25 protein-coding genes are annotated in these 22,387 nt (G+C 51.4%); 8 read left to right on the forward strand and 17 right to left on the reverse strand.

Features of this window, described 5'->3' with window-relative positions:
* Window positions 1-126 precede the first annotated feature (126 nt).
* Together Q8K39_RS20855 and pabB are read right to left on the reverse strand one after the other, a co-directional pair.
* Window positions 127-1,290 carry an ABC transporter substrate-binding protein gene (locus tag Q8K39_RS20855; RefSeq protein ID WP_305263138.1) on the reverse strand — a complete coding sequence of 388 codons (1,164 nt, stop codon included), beginning with the start codon at window positions 1,288-1,290 and terminating at the stop codon, window positions 127-129.
* A gap of 243 nt (window positions 1,291-1,533) precedes the next feature.
* Window positions 1,534-3,399: an aminodeoxychorismate synthase component I gene (gene pabB / locus Q8K39_RS20860; RefSeq protein ID WP_305263139.1), complete on the reverse strand. Its 1,866-nt coding sequence runs from the start codon at window positions 3,397-3,399 to the stop codon at window positions 1,534-1,536.
* Between the two features lie 202 nt (window positions 3,400-3,601).
* Between pabB and Q8K39_RS20865 the strand changes: the two genes are divergently transcribed.
* Window positions 3,602-4,912 carry a sensor domain-containing diguanylate cyclase gene (locus Q8K39_RS20865; RefSeq protein ID WP_222616589.1) on the forward strand — a complete coding sequence of 437 codons (1,311 nt, stop codon included), beginning with the start codon at window positions 3,602-3,604 and terminating at the stop codon, window positions 4,910-4,912.
* Between the two features lie 4 nt (window positions 4,913-4,916).
* Here Q8K39_RS20865 and Q8K39_RS20870 read toward each other — a convergent pair whose 3' ends face one another.
* The 5 genes from Q8K39_RS20870 to argB all read right to left on the reverse strand — a co-directional run bounded on the left by Q8K39_RS20870 (window position 4,917) and on the right by argB (window position 8,643).
* Window positions 4,917-5,360 (reverse strand): DUF962 domain-containing protein, encoded by a 444-nt coding sequence (locus Q8K39_RS20870; RefSeq protein ID WP_186955055.1) that lies wholly within the window; start codon window positions 5,358-5,360, stop codon window positions 4,917-4,919.
* 40 nt (window positions 5,361-5,400) lie between these two features.
* Window positions 5,401-6,174 carry a helix-turn-helix transcriptional regulator gene (locus Q8K39_RS20875; protein WP_305263140.1) on the reverse strand — a complete coding sequence of 258 codons (774 nt, stop codon included), beginning with the start codon at window positions 6,172-6,174 and terminating at the stop codon, window positions 5,401-5,403.
* Between the two features lie 111 nt (window positions 6,175-6,285).
* Complete coding sequence (slmA, locus tag Q8K39_RS20880; RefSeq protein WP_305263141.1) at window positions 6,286-6,861, reverse strand: nucleoid occlusion factor SlmA; 576 nt, start codon at window positions 6,859-6,861, stop codon at window positions 6,286-6,288.
* A 117-nt stretch (window positions 6,862-6,978) separates the two neighbouring features.
* A complete protein-coding gene (locus Q8K39_RS20885) occupies window positions 6,979-7,677 on the reverse strand; it encodes a pyrimidine 5'-nucleotidase (RefSeq protein ID WP_186955058.1) in 699 nt (232 codons plus the stop codon).
* Window positions 7,678-7,710: 33 nt separating this feature from the next.
* Window positions 7,711-8,643 (reverse strand): acetylglutamate kinase, encoded by a 933-nt coding sequence (argB, locus tag Q8K39_RS20890; RefSeq protein ID WP_230413811.1) that lies wholly within the window; start codon window positions 8,641-8,643, stop codon window positions 7,711-7,713.
* Window positions 8,644-8,741: 98 nt separating this feature from the next.
* On the opposite strand from argB, the gene Q8K39_RS20895 reads away from it, so the two are divergent.
* From Q8K39_RS20895 to Q8K39_RS20915, 5 genes are all read left to right on the forward strand, one after another.
* The gene (locus Q8K39_RS20895; RefSeq protein WP_186955059.1) at window positions 8,742-9,326 is read left to right on the forward strand and encodes a sigma-70 family RNA polymerase sigma factor; all 585 of its coding nucleotides are present in this window, start codon (window positions 8,742-8,744) and stop codon (window positions 9,324-9,326) included.
* Window positions 9,323-9,553 (forward strand): zf-HC2 domain-containing protein, encoded by a 231-nt coding sequence (locus Q8K39_RS20900; protein ID WP_186955060.1) that lies wholly within the window; start codon window positions 9,323-9,325, stop codon window positions 9,551-9,553. The genes Q8K39_RS20895 and Q8K39_RS20900 overlap by 4 nt, the downstream gene beginning before the upstream one ends.
* Window positions 9,550-9,771: a cysteine-rich CWC family protein gene (locus tag Q8K39_RS20905; RefSeq protein WP_305263142.1), complete on the forward strand. Its 222-nt coding sequence runs from the start codon at window positions 9,550-9,552 to the stop codon at window positions 9,769-9,771. Before Q8K39_RS20900 ends, Q8K39_RS20905 begins: the two co-directional genes overlap by 4 nt.
* A gap of 67 nt (window positions 9,772-9,838) precedes the next feature.
* A complete protein-coding gene (gene folE, locus Q8K39_RS20910) occupies window positions 9,839-10,546 on the forward strand; it encodes a GTP cyclohydrolase I (RefSeq protein ID WP_305263143.1) in 708 nt (235 codons plus the stop codon).
* Window positions 10,547-10,558: 12 nt separating this feature from the next.
* On the forward strand, window positions 10,559-10,984 hold the full coding sequence (locus tag Q8K39_RS20915) for a BLUF domain-containing protein (protein ID WP_186955063.1): 426 nt from the start codon (window positions 10,559-10,561) through the stop codon (window positions 10,982-10,984).
* A 177-nt stretch (window positions 10,985-11,161) separates the two neighbouring features.
* Here Q8K39_RS20915 and Q8K39_RS20920 read toward each other — a convergent pair whose 3' ends face one another.
* From Q8K39_RS20920 to Q8K39_RS20935, 4 genes are all read right to left on the reverse strand, one after another.
* On the reverse strand, window positions 11,162-11,725 hold the full coding sequence (locus Q8K39_RS20920; protein ID WP_305263144.1) for a LemA family protein: 564 nt from the start codon (window positions 11,723-11,725) through the stop codon (window positions 11,162-11,164).
* A gap of 46 nt (window positions 11,726-11,771) precedes the next feature.
* A complete protein-coding gene (locus Q8K39_RS20925; protein ID WP_370868653.1) occupies window positions 11,772-12,431 on the reverse strand; it encodes a BON domain-containing protein in 660 nt (219 codons plus the stop codon).
* Window positions 12,418-13,014, reverse strand: coding sequence for a phosphoheptose isomerase (locus Q8K39_RS20930; RefSeq protein ID WP_305263146.1), 597 nt, complete (start codon window positions 13,012-13,014; stop codon window positions 12,418-12,420). Before Q8K39_RS20930 ends, Q8K39_RS20925 begins: the two co-directional genes overlap by 14 nt.
* Window positions 13,015-13,246: 232 nt before the next feature.
* Window positions 13,247-13,645 carry a YraN family protein gene (locus tag Q8K39_RS20935; RefSeq protein WP_305263147.1) on the reverse strand — a complete coding sequence of 133 codons (399 nt, stop codon included), beginning with the start codon at window positions 13,643-13,645 and terminating at the stop codon, window positions 13,247-13,249.
* 58 nt (window positions 13,646-13,703) lie between these two features.
* Between Q8K39_RS20935 and rsmI the strand changes: the two genes are divergently transcribed.
* On the forward strand, window positions 13,704-14,618 hold the full coding sequence (gene rsmI, locus Q8K39_RS20940; RefSeq protein WP_305263148.1) for a 16S rRNA (cytidine(1402)-2'-O)-methyltransferase: 915 nt from the start codon (window positions 13,704-13,706) through the stop codon (window positions 14,616-14,618).
* A gap of 102 nt (window positions 14,619-14,720) precedes the next feature.
* On the opposite strand, the gene Q8K39_RS20945 is transcribed toward rsmI, so the two are convergent.
* The 6 genes from Q8K39_RS20945 to Q8K39_RS20970 all read right to left on the reverse strand — a co-directional run bounded on the left by Q8K39_RS20945 (window position 14,721) and on the right by Q8K39_RS20970 (window position 21,788).
* Window positions 14,721-15,869, reverse strand: coding sequence for a septal ring lytic transglycosylase RlpA family protein (locus Q8K39_RS20945; RefSeq protein ID WP_305263149.1), 1,149 nt, complete (start codon window positions 15,867-15,869; stop codon window positions 14,721-14,723).
* Window positions 15,866-16,975 (reverse strand): rod shape-determining protein RodA, encoded by a 1,110-nt coding sequence (gene rodA / locus Q8K39_RS20950; protein ID WP_370868654.1) that lies wholly within the window; start codon window positions 16,973-16,975, stop codon window positions 15,866-15,868. The genes Q8K39_RS20945 and rodA overlap by 4 nt, the downstream gene beginning before the upstream one ends.
* A 2-nt stretch (window positions 16,976-16,977) precedes the next feature.
* Window positions 16,978-18,987: a penicillin-binding protein 2 gene (gene mrdA, locus Q8K39_RS20955; RefSeq protein WP_186955071.1), complete on the reverse strand. Its 2,010-nt coding sequence runs from the start codon at window positions 18,985-18,987 to the stop codon at window positions 16,978-16,980.
* A 41-nt stretch (window positions 18,988-19,028) separates the two neighbouring features.
* Window positions 19,029-19,547 carry a rod shape-determining protein MreD gene (gene mreD / locus Q8K39_RS20960; RefSeq protein ID WP_305263150.1) on the reverse strand — a complete coding sequence of 173 codons (519 nt, stop codon included), beginning with the start codon at window positions 19,545-19,547 and terminating at the stop codon, window positions 19,029-19,031.
* Window positions 19,544-20,578: a rod shape-determining protein MreC gene (gene mreC / locus Q8K39_RS20965; protein ID WP_305263151.1), complete on the reverse strand. Its 1,035-nt coding sequence runs from the start codon at window positions 20,576-20,578 to the stop codon at window positions 19,544-19,546. Before mreC ends, mreD begins: the two co-directional genes overlap by 4 nt.
* Before the next feature lie 166 nt (window positions 20,579-20,744).
* A complete protein-coding gene (locus tag Q8K39_RS20970; RefSeq protein WP_162061166.1) occupies window positions 20,745-21,788 on the reverse strand; it encodes a rod shape-determining protein in 1,044 nt (347 codons plus the stop codon).
* Between the two features lie 289 nt (window positions 21,789-22,077).
* On the opposite strand from Q8K39_RS20970, the gene gatC reads away from it, so the two are divergent.
* A complete protein-coding gene (gene gatC / locus Q8K39_RS20975) occupies window positions 22,078-22,380 on the forward strand; it encodes an Asp-tRNA(Asn)/Glu-tRNA(Gln) amidotransferase subunit GatC (protein WP_186955074.1) in 303 nt (100 codons plus the stop codon).
* Window positions 22,381-22,387 lie beyond the last annotated feature (7 nt).

Here is a 22,387-nt window from a genome sequence, read left to right on the forward strand (position 1 = left end):
CGCGTGGACTCACATTGCGCACACGCTTAAGATCGTGAACAGCTTCTTACTAGTTCAAGCGCAGCCCCCAGACTTTGGGCCGAACAAAAAGGGAGCCGCAGCTCCCTTGATACATCCATCAAACCATCAGTTGGCCAGACCGATCAATTTCCATTTGCCGTTCACGATTTGCACCATGACGCGAGAGCGTTGATCAAGACCAAGATGGTCAGTGTCCGTCATGTTGACGATGCCGTGCGAGACTGGCAGGTTGACGGTATTTTCCAGAGCAGCACGCAAGGCAGCACGGAATTCCTTGGTGCCAGGCTGGGCTTTTTTCAAGGCGACGTTCACAGCAGATTCCAGCAAGAGGCTGGCATCCCAGGCGTGACCACCAAAGGTGGAGACAGAGCCTGCGCCATATTCTTTTTCATAGGCCTTGACATAGCGCATGGCAGATTTTTTGACCGGATTGTCGGCAGGTAGTTGCTCAGCGACCAGCAAGGGCCCGGCTGGCAACCAGGTGCCTTCACAATCCTTGCCACAAACACGCAGGAAGTCGTTATTGGCGACGCCATGGGTCTGGTAAATCTTGCCCTTATAACCGCGCTCTTTCAGAGTCTTTTGCGGCAAGGCTGCTGGCGTACCGGCACCAGCAATTAACACGGCATCAGGATTGGTCGCCAGGATTTTAAGGATCTGGCCAGTGACCGAAGTATCATTGCGGGCAAAGCGTTCATTGGCAACTACTTTGAGTTTGCGCAACTCAGCTATCTTGGAGAATTCCTTGAACCAGCCTTCTCCATAGGCATCAGCAAAGCCGATGAATGCCACTGTCTTGACGCCAGCGTCATTCATGTGGCCAGTGATCGCCGTCGACATGTGCGAATCATTTTGCGGGGTCTTGAAGACCCAGTAACGCTTGGAATCTATAGGCGAAATGATGGCGGATGAAGCCGCCATGGAAATCATCGGCGTTTCGCTTTCTGCCGCGACATCAATCATTGCCAGAGAATTGGGCGTGATGGTAGAGCCAATGAGGATGTCGACCTTGTCTTCGGTAGTCAGCTTGCGGGCATTTTTAACCGCAGTAGTGGTATCGGATGCATCATCGAGGACGATGTATTCGACCTTTTTGCCAGCAATTTCTTTTGGCAACAAGGCAAAGGTATTTTTTTCAGGGATGCCCAAAGAAGCTGCGGGGCCAGTGGCTGATACGCTAACGCCAACCTTGATCTGGGCATGGGCATTACCTGCCAATACCAGCGCTAACATGGCTGGCAATGCCGCCAGTAAAAACTGTTTCTTCATGGGTAGTCTCCTGTTTTGCGATTATTTGCAATATTAATCAATATCAATCAATATGGATAAAAATGCAATTTGCCGACCGCTTGGTCGGTTAATTTTTTTTAAGTGTAACCTTTCCTACGTGCAGGCACAATATTAAAGCTGGATCAAATTCCTAGCTCAAATCTGTGAGCGGAATGTAACTTTATACTTCAGATAGGCAAGTATTGTCAGCCTTATGGATTAAATAGCAAGTTATACGCGCATCTAATTAATCAAATCAACAACAAAAGCACCGCGCAAGGAATTACACAGCATGATTTGCTCTGCTGCCTGCAAATCTGCCAGCGTCAGGTTGTGTTCAGTCAGCTGGTAACGCCTGTCCTCCAGCAGTAACGCCCGCATGATGCCGGGCAAGACACCGTCGTCCAGCGGCGGGGTCAGCCATTTGCCTTCCAGCTTCAGCAAGACTGTGCTGCGCCCACCTTCTGTCAAATGCCCTCTTTCGTTAAAAAACAACATATCAAATGCCCCCTGTTGCTCGGCTGCCTGCCAGGCCTGGTCATATTGCTGGCGCAAACTACTTTTGTGGCGCAGGAACAAATTACGGCTATCGCTGGTGGTGCTTGCCAGCATGACTTTGGGCTTGGCTGGCAAGGGACTTAACACTGCAGTACGCACATCCAGTTCTCCGCTGGGATTTAATGCCAGGCGCAGTCTGTGTGGAATGGTCCCGGGCAAGGCGTCGCAGACTTGTTGCAACTTCAACTTGATCAGCTCATGGTCCCAGGCAAAACCAAAATACTGCGCCGATGCTTTCAGCCTTTGCAAATGTCTGGATTGATGACGGCAGCCTTCTTCCTGCGTTGCATGCATGGTTTCAAACAGTTCAAACTGTGGCAGCAGGCCCGTCAAAAAGCGCGCCTTCAAATGGCATTCGGCATATTCCTCGCTGGCTACGCTGTCATAGACGATGCCTGCGCCTACACCCAGCACACCACGGCGCAATACAGGCTCTACATCATCCAGCGGTGTTTGCAACTGCAAAGTGCGTATTGGAACAGACAGGCAAAAATCACCCAGAGCACCCACCTGTGCTGGTGGATCAAACCAGCCTATCGCACCAGTGTACAAGCCGCGTGGCTCAGCTTCCAGTTCACGGATAATTTGCATGGTGCGGTGTTTCGGTGCGCCAGTAATCGAACCACATGGGAACAGGGCTGTCAGTATCTTTTCCAGGTTCAGGCCATCCTGCAAATCTGCCTCCACTGTGGAAGTCATTTGCAAGACGCTGGAAAAACGATTCACTTCAAATAATTTTGGCACTCTGACCGTGCCGGTCTTGGCGATGCGGCCCAGATCATTGCGCAGCAAATCAACGATCATCAAATTCTCTGCGCGGTTCTTGCTGTCGGCGGCAAGTTCGGTTGCCAGACGCTTATCTTGCTCTGCATCGCCGGTCGCTGCTGCAGTCCCCTTCATGGGGCGGGCCAGCAGCTTCCCCTGTTGCTGGCGCACGAACAATTCTGGTGACAGCGAGACAACCGCCTCACCATCTGGCAGGCAGATTAAGGCGCCGTATGGCACAGGCTGACGCTGGCGCAAGCGACTATATAAGGCCAGTGGCGTGCCATAGCTGTCAAAATGCAGGCGATAGGTGTAATTGACCTGATAGGTATCCCCTGCTGCAATATATTCCCTGACCCTGGCTAGCCCTTCCTCAAACTGGCTGGCGTCTACGTTAGCTTGTATTCCCGCTATCCCGGCAATTTCGTCCGGCCTGGTCTGCGACAGTAAAAAAGCAGCGACTTGCTGACTATCGAGGACGTGGCATTGCCTGAACAAGAGTATGCGTGACACAGCTGGTGTCGGATGTTCAGCTATGCCCTGCAATTGCGCGCCAGTTTCATAAGCCAGCATGGCCAGGGCAAAGCTGCCCTGCTGCAAAGCCAATTCTGCTTCACGCCACAGTGGTGGCCATTCTTGCGCGCTGCTGCACACCAGTATTTTTTGCAAATCGCAGTAATAGCGGGATTGCGCCACTTGCGCGTGCGCATCATCAAGCAAGGCGAAACATTCCTCCGGCTGTGGCAGAGGAAATGGCAAAACAGGATTGTTGGAAAAATCTGACACGCGGATTCAAGCTAACAGGAAGATGTGCCGCAGTTTACTCGCAGATGCCGGATTCTGCATACAGCAGCGTATAAAGCCAGCAATTAGAGAAGAAGTATAGAGTGCTGGCACTTTTTTTATGACATCATTCTAGCTGGTAGGTATAGTCGCTGATATTCATGCACAGACAGTCATTTCTATAGGGCAATTCGCAATATTTCTCATGCAAAACACTTATTTCAGGCTGCCTATGGCAAAGCGTATTTTCCGCCAAAATTTGCTGGGCATGACTTGGGCCTTGCTAGTAGCTTTGCTCCTGGGCTTGATCTTGTCTGCGTGCCTGCTACAAAAAAACCTGCGCGCAGAAGCCTTGTACAAGGCCGATATCCTGGCCAGTAATATTGCGGATGCCATGATCGCCAATGATATGCGGCAATTGCAAAGCCTGCTGCTGAATGCGACCAATACCGCCGACATGCTGACTGCTAACGTCTATGACAGGAATGGCCAGCCACTACTGGCCTGGACACCGCAGGGTCAATTGATCAAGACCAGTGGCGTAGCAGCCGCTACTTTGCTCAGGCATCATGCGGTGAATTCAGGCCCTGGCAGTTTCACTGCGAACAGCCCGGTGCTGAGTGGCACCACGCTGATTGGTCTGGTACGACTGCAGCTGAGTACCTGGCCACTGTACCAGCATATCCTGGTGTTTTTGCTGATTGCCGGCTTCTTGTCTGTCTTTATTACAGTGCTGGCAGCTTACTGGCTGACGAACCGTCAGTTGCGCTCCATGCAACCCATCATGGATTTAAGCGTGATTGCTGAAAAAGTGGCAACCCTGGGAGATTACAGCCTGCGCGCTCCGCAAGACCCGGAACATGAATTGGGTAGTCTGAACATGCATTTCAATCTCATGCTGGCCCGTATGGAAGCCTGGGAAAACGATATGCAAAGCGAAGCGAAGGAAAGGCGCGAAGCGGACAGTCGCCTGGCTATTTTGAATAACCACGATAGTCTGACCAAGCTGCCCAACCGCCATTACTTCCACAGACTGCTCAGCAATTGCCTGGAAGATGCCGTCGCCAATAATGAAATGGCGGCGCTAATGTTCATCGATCTTGACCATTTCAAGAACCTCAGCGAAAGCTTTGGCTATGATGCGGGCGACCTGATCCTGGCGACCATGGCAAACCGCCTGTGCGGGGTCTTGCGCAGCACCGATACCTTATGCCGCGTCGATGGCGATGAATTTGCGGCCATCATGCCGAATGTTGGTAGTCTGGAAGTGGTAGAGCATCTGGCTGAAAGACTGGTACAGGCCATCAACCAGCCCATGACTTTGCGCGGCCAGCAAATCTTGCTGAGTGCCAGCATAGGGGTAGCCTGCTGCCCCTTGCATGCCAAGGAACAGCGGCTATTCCTGCATCATGCAGATATTGCGCTGAAAGCCGCCAAGGCCCATGGTCGCAATACCTGGCGTTTGTATAGCAATGACTTGCCCAAGACTTCGCAGCCAGTGCAACTCAGCATCTGATATCTCAATAGGCAATATGCAAACGGCGGTATAAGAAGCTCAGTACAAACAAGGGGCCTATCAGCAGGAAACGTATATCTTCAAAGAAAGAAGGTTTCTTGCCTTCTATCTTATGGCCGATGAACTGGCCTATCCAGGCAATCACAAAAATACCCAGGGATATCTGCCACATCAGGTGCTGCGGCAGTTGTGAGAGTATCCACAACATGGTGCCCGACATTGCCAGCATGCCAAAGGCAAAAGGTACTGAGAGTGTCATGTAATAGATCAATGACAATATCGTGGCGGCCAGGGCGGCCAGCGGATGCACAGCCCAGATCAGGCCGAGAAAAGAAAACACAATCACGGGTACACAGACAAAATGGATCAGTTCATTAGTGGGGTTAAGATGGCTTTCGCTGTATTTCGCCAGCAGTTGCTCTATCTGTCTGGAATTGCTTTGTTGCATGAGGGTCTCCTGAGTATTGTTATATCCCCAGAGTAATCCATCAAATGACATCCTGCTTGAACGCAATCGCCATCCTGTGCAATTCTGAGGGTGCCACCCCCATCATGCTGCGGAAGGTGCGGCTCATATGGGCCAGGTCGGCAAACCCGGAAGCATGAGCAGCGGCGGTCATGTTATTGCCCTGGGCAACTGCCGCCACCGCTTCCACCATGCGCGACCACAGAAGATAGCGAGACAAAGACATGCCAGTCTGCAGGCGGAATAAGTGGGTGAAACGGCTTTCAGATAAATGCACGCGCCTCGCCAGACTCTGACCACTGCAATCTGCGCCATGACTGGCGGCAATGGCGTCCAGCGCACAGAGGATGCGGCTATCGAGGGAATTACTGCTCAGACTTTGCGGCAAGGCACAGGCTTGCCAGGTTTGCCGTATACGGAGCGCACCAGCCATATCCAGTGACTGGTGGCGATTATCCAGGAGACTGGTTACCAGTGCCTGAAATTCAGGCTGCGTCCCGAACTCTGCCTGCAAATCCGTCCCATTCAACTTCACTGCCTCCGGCATTTCCAGGAACAGATGTGCCAGCATGCCGCCGTCGCTGTCTATCTGGTGGGCATCATGCGGTGCAAAGCTGGCGCTGCGGCTTGCCGTCCAGTCATGCTCTGTGTTCAGTCGGGCGCGAAACGGACGTTCCAGGCCGTAGCTGAGTTGCAACGCAAAATGGGTATGCAATGACGAATCTATGCCTGGTGAAATCACCAGAGCGGCTCCACGCCACAGGAATAAACGTCCGGGTTGCTGAGGAATCTTCATCGGTGGCTGTCGAAATCCTGTATGGATAAAACAAGGATATGATGCGTCAGCCAGCGATGAAGTGCAATGAGGCCTTATTGATTAACTGATCAACTCAATATCAACGCAATATCAAAGCAACAACAAGGCGATATGCATGTTTGCCTGTTCAGTCGGCAACAGTTTGAAGCCCGTCTTGGCAAAACGCAACCAGCGCCCCATGACAAAACTGCACAAAAGGCTGGCACGGGCTTGCGCCTCTTCTTCAGCAAAATGCCCCTGGCTGGCTGCCAGGCGTAAAGACTGACGGAATGCCATTTCCATGCGCTCGGCCAATTGGTTCATGCGCAATTGCAGGCGCTCATCTTCATTCACCAGAGCGTCACCAATCAACACGCGTGTCATACCGGGATTGCGTTCGGCAAAATTGAGCAACATCAGGATGGTGGACTGGGCTTGCACCATGCCATCTTCCTGGCTTTCATTGATCTGGTTAATCAGACCAAAGACGGAGGTTTCGATGAACTCGATCAAGCCTTCAAACATCTGGGCCTTGCTGGCGAAATGGCGATATAGCGCCGCTTCTGACACGGCGACTTTGGCAGCCAGTGCAGCGGTTGTGACCTTTTCACCTTTGGGATGCTCAAGCATCGCCGCCAGCGTCTGGAGTATTTGTAATTTACGTTCGCCGGGTTTGGTGCTGGCCATAGTGTCAAATAGTGGATTCAAAAAGGGGATGCAGCAATTCAGCCACATCCGGGGCGAGATTTTAAAGACCAGTCAGCCAGTGGGCAATCCCCCTTCACATTTTATCTGTACGCAGCTTCAGGCGCGCAGACGGTGGATGTGGCGGGCGAGTTGTATGACGGATTTTACTTTGACGTCGGCACAGGCAGCAGCTCTTTTACGCTGATGGGCAGGAGTATACCCTGTGACCCAGGCGGTGCGCAGACCTTCTTGCTTTGCTGCAAGTAAATTCTCTACACTATCTTCCACCAGTATGCAGTCTCTTGCCTGCTTGCCATAAGTCGCCAGCAACTTGCGCAGATAAGGGCGCGACGGCTTGGGCTGCAATTGACCATGCACACGCATCGCTTCCACAGGGATATGCGCATCGAAATGCTTGTGCAAACCCATATGCCTGAGTACCCGGCCTGAGTACACGCGCGGTGCATTGGTCAGCAGAATCTTTTTACCAGGCAAACGGCGCAACAGCTTTTTCAAACCGCGCTCATGCCGGATCATGCTGCTAAGGTCATCGAAATGATGGACCTCGTGCAAAAATTCATCTGCCCTGACGCCATGATGCCTGACCATGCCCAGCATGGTGACGCCATAACGGGCATAGTATTGCTGGCGTATGGCATTCACACTTTCAGCATCTGCAGGCTGACCGCCTTGCCCAAGTACACGCGCCAGGAAAGCATTCATGTTCTGGCTGATGACAGGGAAAATCGCATGTGAAGCATTGTGCAGCGTATTGTCCAGGTCAAACAGCCACAAGGGCTCGGAGCGTCTACGCATGAGGCAGGCGCTCCACCAACTGATATTGATTCATCAATGGCTGCGTATCATGGTACCGAAGGCTTGTTCGGTCAGCACTTCCAGCAACAGCGAATGTTCGATGCGGCCATCAATGATATGCACGGTGTTCACACCAGACTTGGCAGCGTCGAGTGCCGATGAAATTTTTGGCAACATGCCGCCAGAAATTGTACCGTCAGCAAACATTTCATCAATTTCACGGGCTGACAAGTCAGTCACCAGATTGCCCTGTTTGTCGAGCACGCCAGGGATATTGGTCATCATGATGAGTTTTTCAGCTTTCAGGATTTCGGCAATCTTGCCTGCGACCAGATCGGCATTGATGTTGTAAGCCTGACCATCTTCGCCAAAGCCGATAGGAGAAATGATAGGAATGAAGGCATCATCCTGCAGCGCTTTGACAACAGCGGGGTTGATTGCATCTATTTCACCAACATAACCGATGTCAAGCATAGCGCCCGGATTCTCGCGGTCAGGCATCATCATCTTGCGGGCGCGGATCAAGCCGCCGTCCTTCCCGGTCAGACCTACTGCCTGGCCACCGTAGTGGTTAATCAGCATGACGATATCTTGCTGCACTTCACCACCGAGCACCCATTCAACGACTTCCATGGTTTCTTCATCTGTGATACGCATACCCTGGATGAAAGTCCCCTGCTTGCCCATTTTTTTGAGCGCATTATCAATTTGCGGGCCACCACCATGAACCACGACCGGATTCATGCCGACCAGCTTGAGCAAAATGACATCACGGGCAAAACCATGTTTCAGGCGTTCTTCTGTCATGGCATTGCCACCGTATTTGACAACGATGGTTTTGCCATGGAATTTACGGATATAAGGCAGGGCTTCCGCCAGAATTTCCGCCTTGATCGCGGGCTCTACACCTGCCAGTCGATCTTCGTGTGCAGAGGTTTCTGCCGGGTTAGCATTCAAATCGCTCATAATGACGGTATCCTGAAGGTATCATAGTGGGTTGTTTCATCAACCCTGAATTTTACAGGATTTGCGGCGAAAGCTTTCCCAATTCAGTCACGAGACTTATGACATCGATCCCAGATTTACATCAGCAACTAGAAAACCTGCGTCCAGGCTTGTATCGGTTTGCACAATTGCAACTACGCAATGAGTGCGCGGCAGAAGATGCAGTGCAGGAAACCTTGTTGGCGGTACTGGAAAAGCCAGACAGCTTTGCGGGCAATTCTTCTCTGCGTACTTACGTGACAGGCATTTTGAAGTTCAAAATCATCGATCACCTGCGTTCACTGAAAAAAGAAAAGCAGCTGGAGATCAAGGATGACGAGTCAGAAGACGATTTGATAGACAGTTTATTTAATGCTAACGGCCATGTGATAGGCACGGCCACTGCCTGGGGTGCTCCTGAAGCGACACTGCAGCAAAAAGATTTTTTTCGGGTGCTGGAAATCTGCCTGGAAAACCTGCCCGCCAAAACTGCGCGTGTATTCATGATGCGCGAGTGGCTGGAACTGGAGACAGAAGAAATTTGTAAGGAATTGGAATTGAGTACGTCTAATCTGTGGGTAGTGCTCTATCGTGCGCGGTTACGCCTGCGTGAATGCCTGGACCTGAACTGGTTTGGCAAGGTGTCGTCAGGAGAAAAAATATGAGTGTCTTTATTGTTTGCAAACAAGCGCATCAGCTTATTTCCGAGGGTTTGGACCGTCCGCTCAGCTTATCTGAGCGCACCCAGTTAAAAATGCATTTGGCGATCTGTCGCTCCTGCACCGGCTTTGACGGACAGATGTCTTTCTTGCGCAAGGCAATGAAAAAAACTGCCAGCGAAGGTTTGCCCGCAGAAGCCGACAATATTGGTCGCGAAGACAGTGTGAAATGAGCGTTTGCCCACGATGCCAGGCTGAATTTACCTGTGCGATGGAGGACAATACCGGACAGGCATGCTGGTGCACTGCCCTGCCACCGATTGCGTTCAAAAAACTGCCCGATGGTGAATTGAAGATGGACGCCAGCTGCTTTTGCCCGCATTGCCTGCCATTGTGGAAAGCAGAACGCGAAGCCGAATACCAGCTTAATAATATGCCGCCTGCGGCCTAGATCACACGTCCGCAACACCAGTTTGACAATTCAGTTACCATAGACTTTTTAAATCACGGTTTTCAGCATGTCGAACGATACGCCCCTTGCTTATAAAGCTGTCAATATCCCCGTCTCTCAGCGCATACGTGAACGCATCACGGCCAGCAAGACGCGTTTTCACGCCAATGACAATATCGCCCAATTCATAGAAGCTGGCGAAATGGATGAACTGCAGGCTGAAGTAGAAGAAAAACTGCGTGCCGTGCTGGAAAGCCTGGTGATAGATACCGAAAGTGACCACAACACTCAGGATACTGGCCGCCGCGTCGCCAAGATGTTTATACAGGAAGTATTCAAGGGCCGTTATGTGCCCATGCCTCCGGTCACCGAATTCCCGAATGCCTCGCATTTGAATGAATTGATGATCATAGGCCCGATCACGGTGCGCAGCGCCTGTTCACATCACCTGTGCCCCATTATTGGCAAGGTCTGGATAGGTGTGATGCCGAACGAACATTCCAACCTGATAGGCTTGTCGAAATATGCGCGTATAGCTGAGTGGGTCATGAGTCGCCCACAGATACAGGAGGAAGCGGTAGTGCAACTGGCGGATACCCTGCAAGAAAAAATGCAGCCAGATGGTTTGGCCGTGGTCATGGAAGCAGACCATTTTTGCATGCATTGGCGCGGTGTGAAAGACATGGAAACGGCCATGATTAATAGTGTGATGCACGGCTCCTTCCTGAAAGATGCGAACCTGCGCCGTGAATTTTTATCCCTGATCAAACGCTAACCAGGATTTACCATGCTAGTACGCTTACTTTACGCCAGCCGCGTCGTGGATGAAAAAATGTGCGATGTCGTGCAATCCATCGTCAGCCAGTCACGTCAACATAATCCGCAACACGGGATCACGGGTGTGCTTTGCCATAGCGACCAGGTATTCATGCAAGTGCTGGAAGGTGGCCGGGAAGCCGTCAACACCCTGTACAGCCATATCCTGCGCGACGCCCGCCATACCGATGTGATCCTGCTTGATTATGAAGAGATCCTGGAACGCCGCTATGCAGGCTGGACCATGGGCCAGGCAAACATGGGCAAGATCAATCCTTCGATTTTGCTCAAGTATTCGCCTTTGCCTGTGCTGGACCCGCACCGCATGTCAGGGAAGATCTTGCTGGCCCTGATTGATGAATTGATGGCGACCGCATCCATAGTCGGGCGCACCTGAGAACCTGAACCACTAGTGGAATCTCTGGGAATAAAGGAAGATTATTTGGTGGCGTGCTTAACATTTGAGCGCAATTTCCGCGTTGACATGCCTTCAACGAGGTTGCAATTTATTTCGTCTGTTGTGGGCGTCTAGGGCTTGTTGCAGTTTCCTATATCCGACAGACTGCGAGTAAATCTAAAGTACAGGCGCCGCCGCCTGCATTAATTCGGCCGCCTGGAAACCAAACATATTGGCAATCGCGGGGCCTGGGAAACTCTCCATATCATGATTGTATTGCACTGCGCAGTCGTTGTAAGCCTGGCGTGCATGGGCAATCTTGTTTTCTACATCGTTCAACTCTTCCGTTAATCTCAGCATAGCAGGAGAGCTTTGCAATTCTGCACAAGATTCTGCAATGGCAAACATCCTGCCCATCGCCACAGTTAATCTGTCTTCAGCAGCCGACAGATGCAGTATTGCAATGCCAGCAAGGGGATGGCTAGCAGTGAGGGCATTTGCCTCGACCGCCTCATTGAGTGCTTCAATGACTGCCTCCAGTGCTTCCCTTTCTTGCTTGATATAACTCTGGGCAATCTCAACCAGGTTGGGTATCAGTACATAGCGGCGCTTGAACTGCGCATCAATTTGTGTATAAGCAGTTTTGATGCGCTTGCGCGCGTTCAGTAAACGCTTGTGTACACCCAGGACCCAGAATGAAAATAGTGTGACGATGACCGATAAAACGATCATTGCAATCATGTTTTCTCCAGAAAGAACAAGACCGGCTTATGCCGGTCAAAATGGTTTAATTATCGCTGGGTGGGTTCTTGTCTGGAGTGGCCTGGTAGGTTTTCAGCTCTTCTTCGCTGATGTATTCGAATACCTTGACCACCTTGCGCACCCCACTGATGCTGCTGGCGATATTTGCTGCATGCGTGCCTTCACGCTGGGTAACCCGGCCCATCAGGTAGACGACACCTGCTTCCGTCACTACTTTAAAAGCATTTGCCGAAATATCCTTGGTGTCTACAAAAGTGGCCTTGACCTTGGTGGTAACCAGGGTATCGCTGGAGCGGGCAGACAAATCCGACGCACCTGCAATCACTAACTCATTGGTCACCGAAACAACGCCTTCGACTGCACGCAGCTCGCGCTCTGCTGCCGACTTGGCGTTTTCATCAACCACTTCACCGGTCAGCAAGACACGGCGATTAAAGGAATTAACATTCACATGACCATTTTTTCCCAGCAGGCGATGGACACGGGTTTCACCCTTGATAACAATCGCCTTGTCTTCGGTTTGCGCACCAAAGGTACGCCGATCCGTCGCGGCAAAAGTCCCCATGACGGCGCTACCTACCACCATTTCAACACAGCCTTGCAGGCTCATCGCCGTTACGCAACATAAACCTATTACAGCTACAGGTCTGGCCAGCTTGCTCCAGGACTTCCTAATCATCAGCATCACCTCCAAATAATGCGGCATCTATGCCGTCACACAAACAATGTATAGTCAACAAATGCACTTCCTGTATGCGGGCAGTCCTGTCATGCGGCACGCAGATATGGACATCAGCATCAGTCAGGATATTCGTAATTTCTCCGCCGCCCTTGCCGGTCAGCGCCACGACACGCATATCCCGCTCAAGCGCAGCGTTAATAGCATTCACCACACTCAGCGAATTGCCGGACGTGGACAAGGCCAGCAAGATATCGCCTGACTGGCCAAAAGCCTGCACCTGCTTGGAAAATACTTCATTAAAACTGTAGTCATTCGCCACCGCAGTCAGAATTGAGGTATCTGTCGTCAGGGCCATGGCCGGCAAAGGCAGGCGCTCACGCTCGAAGCGCCCAACCAGCTCGGCAGCAAAATGCTGACAGTCAGCCGCAGAACCACCGTTGCCGCAGGCGAGTATCTTGTTACCGTTAGACAGCGCCGAGAACATGAGTTCCACTGCGTCTGAAATAGGCTGGGCCAGCTCTGTGCCAGCCCGCAACTTTAATTCTGCACTTTCCTGGAAGTGCGCCAATATGCGTTGATTTGTCATAATGCTTACTTAGTCTGATTGCGTCAGATTATACGGCAGGCGAGGCATTAGTGGACTGTAACAGTGAAAGCAGAGTGCCTGTCACGTGCGCACCGACCGTGACTGCGTTGCAAATGCTCACGATAGTCGCACTATCGCTGTGCATGCTTCTGTCCTTGCCTTGCCCTAGTCATCGGGCACGCGCCCTTCACTTCAGCTTTCACTATTCCAGTCCCCCTCTCCTGTCATTTCCTCAAGCGACAATAACATTCTTTAGCCAGTTGATCTCTGCACCATCTATGGCCACCAGGTCAAAGCGACAAGCGGGCTGGGTCTTTTTTGTCAACAGATAGACCTGGGCGGCATGCACCATGCGCCTTTGCTTGGCCGGTGTGACGCTGGCAATGGCGCCACCGAACAGCATGGAACTGCGTTTCCTGACTTCAACAAAAACCATAACCGCACCATCCTGCATGATGAGATCAATTTCCCCGCCTTTGCACAGGAAATTCTGTTGTATCAGTTTCAAGCCAGCTTTTTGCAAATACACCAGCGCCTGGCTCTCTGCGTCGTCCCCAGTACGGCGACGACTGGTGCGCTGGTCCGCATCCGCTTTACTATCCTGTTGATCTAAAGTCTTTGCGAGTCTCATTGGCGTACAATCTCGGCTAATTCATTTGCTTAACTTGCATACTAATAAAGGAACAGGCATGAGCACCACCGACAACGCACTGTTCACGAGTGCCACTGTGATTGAGACAGTGACCAGACAAAATTATCCGGCAGCGACATTATATGTAGTTGCAACCCCTATCGGTAATGTTGCCGATATCTCCCTGCGTGCCCTGCACTTGCTGTCGCTGGCAGATGCCATCGCCTGTGAAGATACCCGCAATACAGCGCAATTGCTATCGCGTTATGGTATCAGCAAACCCCTGATCGCTGCCCATCAGCATAATGAGCGCGAAGTGGCTGAGAAAATACTGGCCCGTTTGCAGGCTGGCGAGCGCATCGCCCTGGTATCCGATGCAGGCACACCCGGTGTGTCTGACCCTGGTGCCAAGATCGTCGATGCTGTCAAACTGGCCGGTATGCCAGTCACGCCCTTGCCGGGCGCGTCAGCCGCCATCAGTGCCTTATCAGCCAGCGGCCTGATCCATGACCGTTTTTATTTTGTTGGTTTCCTGCCTGCCAAAGCCGGACAGCGCGACAGCATATTGAGGGAAGTGCAAGCCATCCCTGCCAGCCTGATTTTTTACGAAGCTCCGCACCGCATCATTGAAGCCGTGGCTGCCATGCGCGCCATCTTTGGCGACACAAGGCGCATCGTACTGGCACGTGAAGTCAGCAAACTGTTTGAAGAAATTCATCGCTGCACCCTGGCTGAGGCTGGAAGCTGGCTGGCCGCTGACAGCCACAGGGAAAAAGGGGAATACGTGGTCCTGATCGAAGCCGCCGCAACGGTCGCAGATGAGCAAGAGCTGGAAGCCCGCAGGGTATTGCAGATTTTGCTGGAAGAATGCTCAGTCAAACAGGCAGCAGGCCTTGCCGCACAACTGACAGGGCAAAAGAAAAATGCCCTGTATCAAATGGCACTGGAAATGAAGCAAGGCGACCAAGAATAAATCTTGGAACGTGTTTAGGATCTGTAGCAAGCGCGTATCAGCGGGTGAAGAGCAGCGCATGAAGCCCGATCACGCACGCTCAGTATGATAGCAAACACGTTCTTAGCGCTGTACTACCAAAGGCTTGCCTACCCCAAGCTCACCAGCCTGGGCAATCGCGGCAGTAGCTTCAGTGCGATTGGCAAAAGGACCGCTGACCAGGCGGTACAGGCTGCCTTGCTGGACGATGTCAAAGCCAGGCAATTGGCTGGTGGCCCTGCCCTTCAAGTGATTCATGATGGCTTCGGCATTGGCGCGTATTGCATAGGCACCAAATTGTATGTAATAACCCGGGGTCGCTGCTGAGGCTGCATTCGCAGCGTAATTAGCTGCCACCGTGGTTGCGACTGTTGTCACGGGCTGGGTAAATTTTTCTATTGGTTTGTTTTCCTGGGCGGCCAGCAATTCTTCCATGCTCATGGTCGCCGTCGGGTTACTGCGCACAATTGGCGCTTCCCTGGCTGGCACTGGGGTGCTGATTGCCAACACTGGCTCCTGGCGTACGGGCTGGATCGGCTGGTTTTTGCGGTTCTCCGCCATTCTTTCTATATCGGCGGGTAATAAACGCTCAACCTCGATCTGGCTGCTGCCCTTGCCGATGACATCCAGCTTGAGCGCTGCGGTGTACGACAAATCGATAATGCGACTGGCGTGGAACGGACCGCGGTCATTGACGCGCACTATGATTTGCTTGCCATTACCGATATTGGTCACCCTTGCATAGGACGGTATCGGCAAGGTGGGATGCGCTGCAGTGATTTTATACATGTCGTACAGCTCACCGGATGAAGTCTTTTGGCCATGGAATTTTTTGCCATACCAGCTACCCACACCGCGCTGTATGAAAGGGGTGGTGCTATCTGCTATGGGTGTATAGGTTTTGCCAAATATGACATAGGGCTTGTTACCCGAGCGCGAATAATTTTCCAGCGTGGGAATGGGGTCTACCGTATTTTCCAGCCCTTCGGGAATGTTTTCTCCGGGACCGTCATCCTTGTAGTAAGCGCCACGGCCAGAATTTGCCTTGGGCAAGGCAGCGGCCTGATTGGCTGAAGATTTATTGCTGGATGATGGTCGTTGACTATCTGCGATAATGATATTTTGTTTGGGTGCGCTGCCGCAGGCAACCAGCAAAACAGCGCTGGCTGCCAGCAGAGACAGCCGCCAGTAATTAGGCGACGTGGCAAATATGGCTGATACGCGCAAACTCATGTCTGCACCAGTTTGCGATTACGCTGTATGCTCATCATGATTCCCAATCCCATTCCTAGTGTCACCAGTGCCGTACCACCATAACTCATGAACGGCAGGGGTACACCGACTACCGGTACGATACCTATCACCATGCCCATGTTCACAAAAGCATAGGTAAAGAATATCATAGTTATAGAACCAGCCATCAAACGTGCAAACAGGGTCGGTGCATTGGCGGCGATCATCAGGCAGCGCAAGATCAGTAAAAAGTACAGACTGACCAGGATCACATTGCCGACAAAACCAAATTCCTCAGAGAAAACAGCAAAGATAAAATCTGTCGTGTGTTCCGGAATAAATTCCAGATGGGACTGCGTCCCTTTCAAGTAACCCTTGCCATGCAAGCCACCAGAGCCGACAGCAATGGTGGATTGTATGATGTGAAAGCCCTTGCCCAGGGGATCGCGGTTCGGGTCGAGCATGGTCAATACCCTGTCCCGCTGGTAATCATGCAACATTGGCCAGACCACAGTAGGGATAAGAACGACGGCGGCTACGCCCAGGGAAATCAAAAATTTCCACGACAAGCCAGCCAAAAATACCACGGTAAAGCCCGCCGCCACGACCAGCATGGCAGTACCCAGATCTGGCTGCTTGGCGATCAAAGCCACGGGAATACCCAGTATTACTGCGCCGATGACAAAGTCGCGCCAGCGCAAGGCACCTTCACGCTTTTGAAAATACCAGGCCAGCATGAGCGGTGTAGCAATCTTCATCATCTCTGATGGCTGCATGTCTATGCCCACATGCAACCAGCGACGTGAACCTTTTTTGACCAGGCCAAATACAGCCACCGCGATCAGCAAGGCCACACCAAAGGTATATATGGGTATCGCAAAACGCATCAAGGTCTGTGGCGGAACATTCGCCATCACCCACATGATGAAGAAAGACACCAGGATATTTCTGACATGGTTTTCGACGCGGCCAGGGAAATCCATGCCTGCCGAATACATGGTCATGATGCCGATCGACATGATAAGAAAAACCAGTATCGCCAGGGCTGCATCAAATACAAAAACATGCGAGCGGATGAAATGCCAGTTAATGCCATTTTTTTGCATATTCAATCCTTATTGCCTATCGTTTCACCACCTGGTTTGGGGCCTGGATCAGGTTCGGCCGGTGTCTTGATTTCGGCATCAGAACGGAACAAGGCCATATCACTTTGTGGCTTGGGCTGTGGCGGTACTTGCTCCTTGCTATCTTTGCTGTCCTTGTCTTTTGGGCGCTTGCCCAGCAAGTAGTAGTCGAGCGCCTTGCGTACGATAGGTGCAGCTGCTTCCGAACCAAAACCACCATTTTCCACAATAATAGCAATCGCGATTTTGGGATGATCAGCAGGCGCAAAGGCAGTATACAAAGAGTGATCTAAATGCCTTGCCGCCATGGTTTTGGCATTATATTTTTCCCCTTTTTTGATACCTACCACCTGTGCAGTGCCAGTCTTGCCACCGGAAACATATTCCGTCCCCTGAAATACCTTGGCTGATGTACCTTCTTTGGCCACTCCGACCATGGCATTTTTGATGAAGTCTATATTTTCCTGTTTGAGTGGAATACGACCACTTTCCTTGGGTACAGTCAAGGTTCTTTGCCTGGTTTGCGGGTCTTCAGTCATTTTCACCAGATGTGGTTTCATGATGATGCCGTTATTCGCCAGTGTTGCCATGGCATGCGCCATTTGCAAAGGAGTGAAAGTATTTTGTCCCTGGCCTATGCCCAGTGAAATAGTGTCACCCAGTACCCAGCGTTTTTGTTCCGGTTTTTTAAAAGCAGCCCGCTTCCATGCACTGGAAGGCAATAAACCGCTACGTTCATGTTCCAGGTCGATGCCCGTCTTTTGTCCAAAACCAAACGGTGCCATGAAATCATGCATGACATCCACAGTCAGGTCATTGGCCAGAATGTAATAGTAGGTATCGCAGGAATGCACTATAGACTTGTACATATCGACCATGCCATGCCCACCAGGTTTATCGTCCTTGAAGGTATGATTGCCAAAGGTGAAGTAACCAGGATCAGAAATGGCCTGCGAAGTAGTGCGCCTTCCCAGCTCCAGTGCAGCCAGGGCCATGAAAGGTTTATAGGTTGATCCGGGTGGGTATGCCCCAGTCAAAGGACGGTTCAGCAGAGGCTTGTCTTCGGAAGTATTCAACTCATTCCAGCTTTGCTGGTCTATGCCCTCGACAAACAGGTTAGGGTCATAAGTAGGCTTGGAAACAAAAGCCAGCACATCACCAGTAGCAGGCTCAATAGCCACCAGTGCGCCGCGCCTGTCACCAAAGGCTTCTTCCACGACTTTTTGCAACTCAATATCGACCGACAAAATCAGGTTCTTGCCAGAGGTCGGTGCTGAACGTGACAGCACGCGCACAGCCCTGCCACCGGCAGCCACTTCAACTTCTTCAAAACCGGTATTGCCGTGCAAGACTTTTTCGTAGCTTTTTTCCAGGCCTTCCTTGCCTATGTAATCCGTGCCATTGTAGTTAGCGGCATCTTCCATTTCATCGATAATCTCAGCATCCTTGGGGCTGATGCGACCTATGTAACCAATCACATGCGAGGCCGAATCCCCCTGGGGATATTGACGGAACAAGCGCGCCTGGATATCGACACCGGAGAAGCGGAAGCGTTGTGCAGTAAACCTGGCGACTTCATCATCAGTGAGACGGGTGCGTATGGGAAGACTCTCGAAACTTTTTGAATCTTCCAGCAATTTGCGGAAACGCTTGCGGTGCTTGGGTTGTATATCTACCAAAATTGCCAGCTCATCGATGAGGACATCCATGTCCTTGCGAATTTTTGAAGGCGTGATTTCCAGTGTGTAAGCAGAATAATTGCGCGCCAGGATGATGCCGTTCCTGTCCGTAATGAGGCCACGGTTGGGTACCACGGGAACGATGTCGATACGGTTTTCATCAGCCAGCAAGGCATAGTCATTATGCTTGACGATCTGCAGCCAGACAAAGCGGGAAATCAATGCGGCAAAACACAGAAACACGAATACGCCGATAAAAATCAGGCGCATGCGGAAGTAATGCAGTTCGCGTTCCGTGTTCTTAAGTTCTGTCATAGTGAAAAAGTTGAAACAGGCAACAATCGGGGGCAGCAGGTTCAGATAGGACGGGTATGGTCTTTATCTTTGGCCCGCCTTTGTGGCGCCAGCAGCAGCAGAGTAGCAACTGGCCACAGTACGGTGGTTACCAGGCTGACCGTAAAATAGGCCCAGCCAGGGAAATGTGCATCCGGTGCCACCAGCATGCGTACCGCAAGCTGCACCAGTTGGGCAAACATGAACAAGGGGAAGACATGCAGAGATTGCGTCAAGGGATGAAACCACAGAACGCGTCTGTGTATCATAATGGCGAAATACGACAGCAGAGTGTATGCCAGGGCGTTTTCCCCCATGTAGATGGAATCATGCACATCCATCAGCAAACCCATGGCAAAAGCCACGCCTATGCCGACTTTGCGCGGCTGGTGTATGGTCCAGAATACCAGCACCAGTGCGACGAAATCAGGCACCCCCACCCACCCACCACATGCCTGTAAATTCAAGAAAAAAGCGACCGCGAAACTGAGGGTGATAAATACCGGATTGACCGGTAATAGTATGTAATGCGGGCTATTCATTTGGTGGCTTCCTTACCATTTGCTGCCGCTGCATCTTTGGGCGGCGCTTCTTTCACCGGGCTTTCCCTGGCCGGTAAATCCTTGATGGGCTGGTCTACCGGTTTGATGTCGCTTGCTGGCGCTGCCGCATCGCGTGTCACCTTGCGATTGAGCTTTTCTTTCTTGGCGCGTACATCTTCAGTATCAGGACGTGTCAGATTGTCGGTGGGCACCAGCAAAACCAGCAATTGCTTGTTACGGTCTATACCAGCCGTCGGTACACAGAGTATGCTTTCAAACGTGGTGTTGGCCTTGTTTTCCACTTGCACCACCTTGGCAACTGCCAGGCCTGGAGGGTAGATGCCATCTATGCCTGAAGTCACCAGTTGGTCACCGTTTTGTATATCGGCATTGGTCGTCAGACGCATGTCCAGATAGCTGGACTGACCTCGACCATAAGCCACACTGCGCAAGCCATTGCGCAGAATTTGTACGGGGATGGCCTGGTTTTTGTCTGTCAATAAAGTGACTTCTGCCGTCAGCGGGAAAATCCGTGTGACCTGACCAACGACACCCTTCTCATCAATCACTGGCTGGGACAGGGCAATACCATGTTTGATGCCGCGATCAATGATCACCTTACGGGTGGCCGGGTCACGCGCATCGTAAATGATTTCGGCCATGACAGACTTGACTTGTAGCCGCTCACGGGCATCCAGCAATTTGCGCAAATGAGCATTTTCTGCCATCAAATGCCCAGTCTGCTGCAGAGTATCGGCATTCTGGGTTTGCTGGCGTTTCAACTGGACATTTTCTTTTTCCAGTGTGGTGACTGAGACAAAATAATCCGAGGCAAGCTTGATGGTATCACGCGGCATAACGGCGACCATTTGCACCGGATACAGCACGCTGCCCAATACCTGCCTGACCAGAGTCAGTGATTTCAGACGGGCATCAACCACTAGTAGAAAAATCGCCAGAACGGCAAAGAAGACCACCCTGACGCGCGCAGAGGCGCCTTGCTTGAAGAGTGGTGGTGGGCTGTAATCCATACTTTACCGGTGTTTCTCAATGAACAGCGCAACAAGCATTTACACTTGCAATCAATTCAGCTTTGCTTCAGTAGCCAGGACTGATGCATGCCGCATCAAATACGGGAAGTACAGCCAACATCAGCGCTGACTGTCAAATCCCACGATGGTCCGGTGCTTACGCTTATTATTCGTAAGAAAAGATCGAACCCAGCTTATCCATGCGTTCCAGTGCCATGCCAGAGCCACGTACGACGCAAGTCAGCGGGTCTTCAGCAACGATGACTGGCAAGCCGGTTTCTTCCATCAGCAAACGGTCAAGATCACGCAAGAGTGCGCCACCACCAGTCAGCATCATGCCTTTTTCAGCGATATCTGCACCCAGTTCTGGCGGAGTTTGTTCCAGCGCGTTTTTAACGGCAGAAACGATGTTATTCAGTGGATCAGTCAGCGCCTCCAGAATTTCATTGCTGGAAATCGTGAAGGAACGCGGAATGCCTTCAGACAAATTGCGACCTTTGACTTCCATTTCCTTGACTTCAGAACCCGGGAAAGCGGAGCCAATTGCCTTCTTGATGGCTTCAGCAGTTTGCTCGCCAATCAGCATGCCGTAATTGCGGCGTATGTAGTTGACGATGGCTTCGTCAAACTTGTCACCACCAACGCGGACAGAGCCCTTGTAGACCATGCCGCCGAGGGAAATGATACCCACTTCAGTCGTACCACCACCGATATCAACGACCATGGAGCCAGTTGCTTCAGACACTGGCAAGCCAGCACCTATCGCCGCGGCCATTGGCTCTTCAATCAGGTACACCTGGGAAGCACCAGCACCCAGGGCGGATTCACGGATCGCACGGCGCTCTACCTGGGTAGAACCACAAGGGACGCAAATGATGATACGTGGGGACGGTTTGAAAAATTTGGTGTCATGCACCATGCGGATAAATTGCTTGAGCATTTGCTCAGTGACGGTAAAGTCGGCAATCACGCCGTCTTTCATGGGGCGGATGGCTTCAATATTACCCGGTACCTTGCCCAGCATTTGCTTGGCCTCTTTACCCACTGCCTGAATTGTTTTCTTGCCGTTAGGGCCGCCTTCTTGACGGATCGCAACTACGGACGGTTCATCAAGTACGATACCCTGTCCACGTACATAAATCAGCGTGTTGGCCGTCCCCAGATCGATCGCCAGATCATTTGAAAAATAACTACGTAAAAAACCAAACATGTATTGTCCTGTGTTTAACTGATTGTGGGCTCAACCTACTTTATTGGGCTGCGCTACCGAATTTTTGACCCTGCCGTTTTTTTCACCGGGAACCAGCCAGCAACCTCTTCACCAAGCTTAACTGAGCATGTTAGGGGATTTAGCAAGCCATTTAGGGCATTAACCCGCCATTCTACCTTATAATCTGTTTAAATTTATTCGATACCAACACCTAAATTATGCTTTTGGTGGCCTGTCGAATTATGTATTTTTTGACACTCTTTTTCGCGCAAAAATGCGCCCCTGAACTATGTCACTGACACTTGAAGATGTGAAAAGAATTGCCAATTTGGCAAAAATAGAAACCTCTGCTGAGGAGGAAGTTTCTACGCTGGAGAAACTGAACGGTATTTTCTCCCTGGTCGAGCAATTAAAGGCAGTCGATACTACAGGTGTTGCGCCTTTAAGCCACCCTATCGCTGCCCTGCTGCCGGAAATGGCTTTACGCCTGCGTGAAGACGTGGTCAGCGAAAGCAATCATCGCGAAGATTACCAAAAGCCAGCGCCAGCGACACAAGATGGCTTGTATCTCGTACCCCAGGTTATTGAATAAGCAATAG

Source organism: Undibacterium sp., assembly GCF_030683615.1.
GTDB classification, from domain to species: domain Bacteria; phylum Pseudomonadota; class Gammaproteobacteria; order Burkholderiales; family Burkholderiaceae_D; genus Undibacterium; species Undibacterium umbellatum.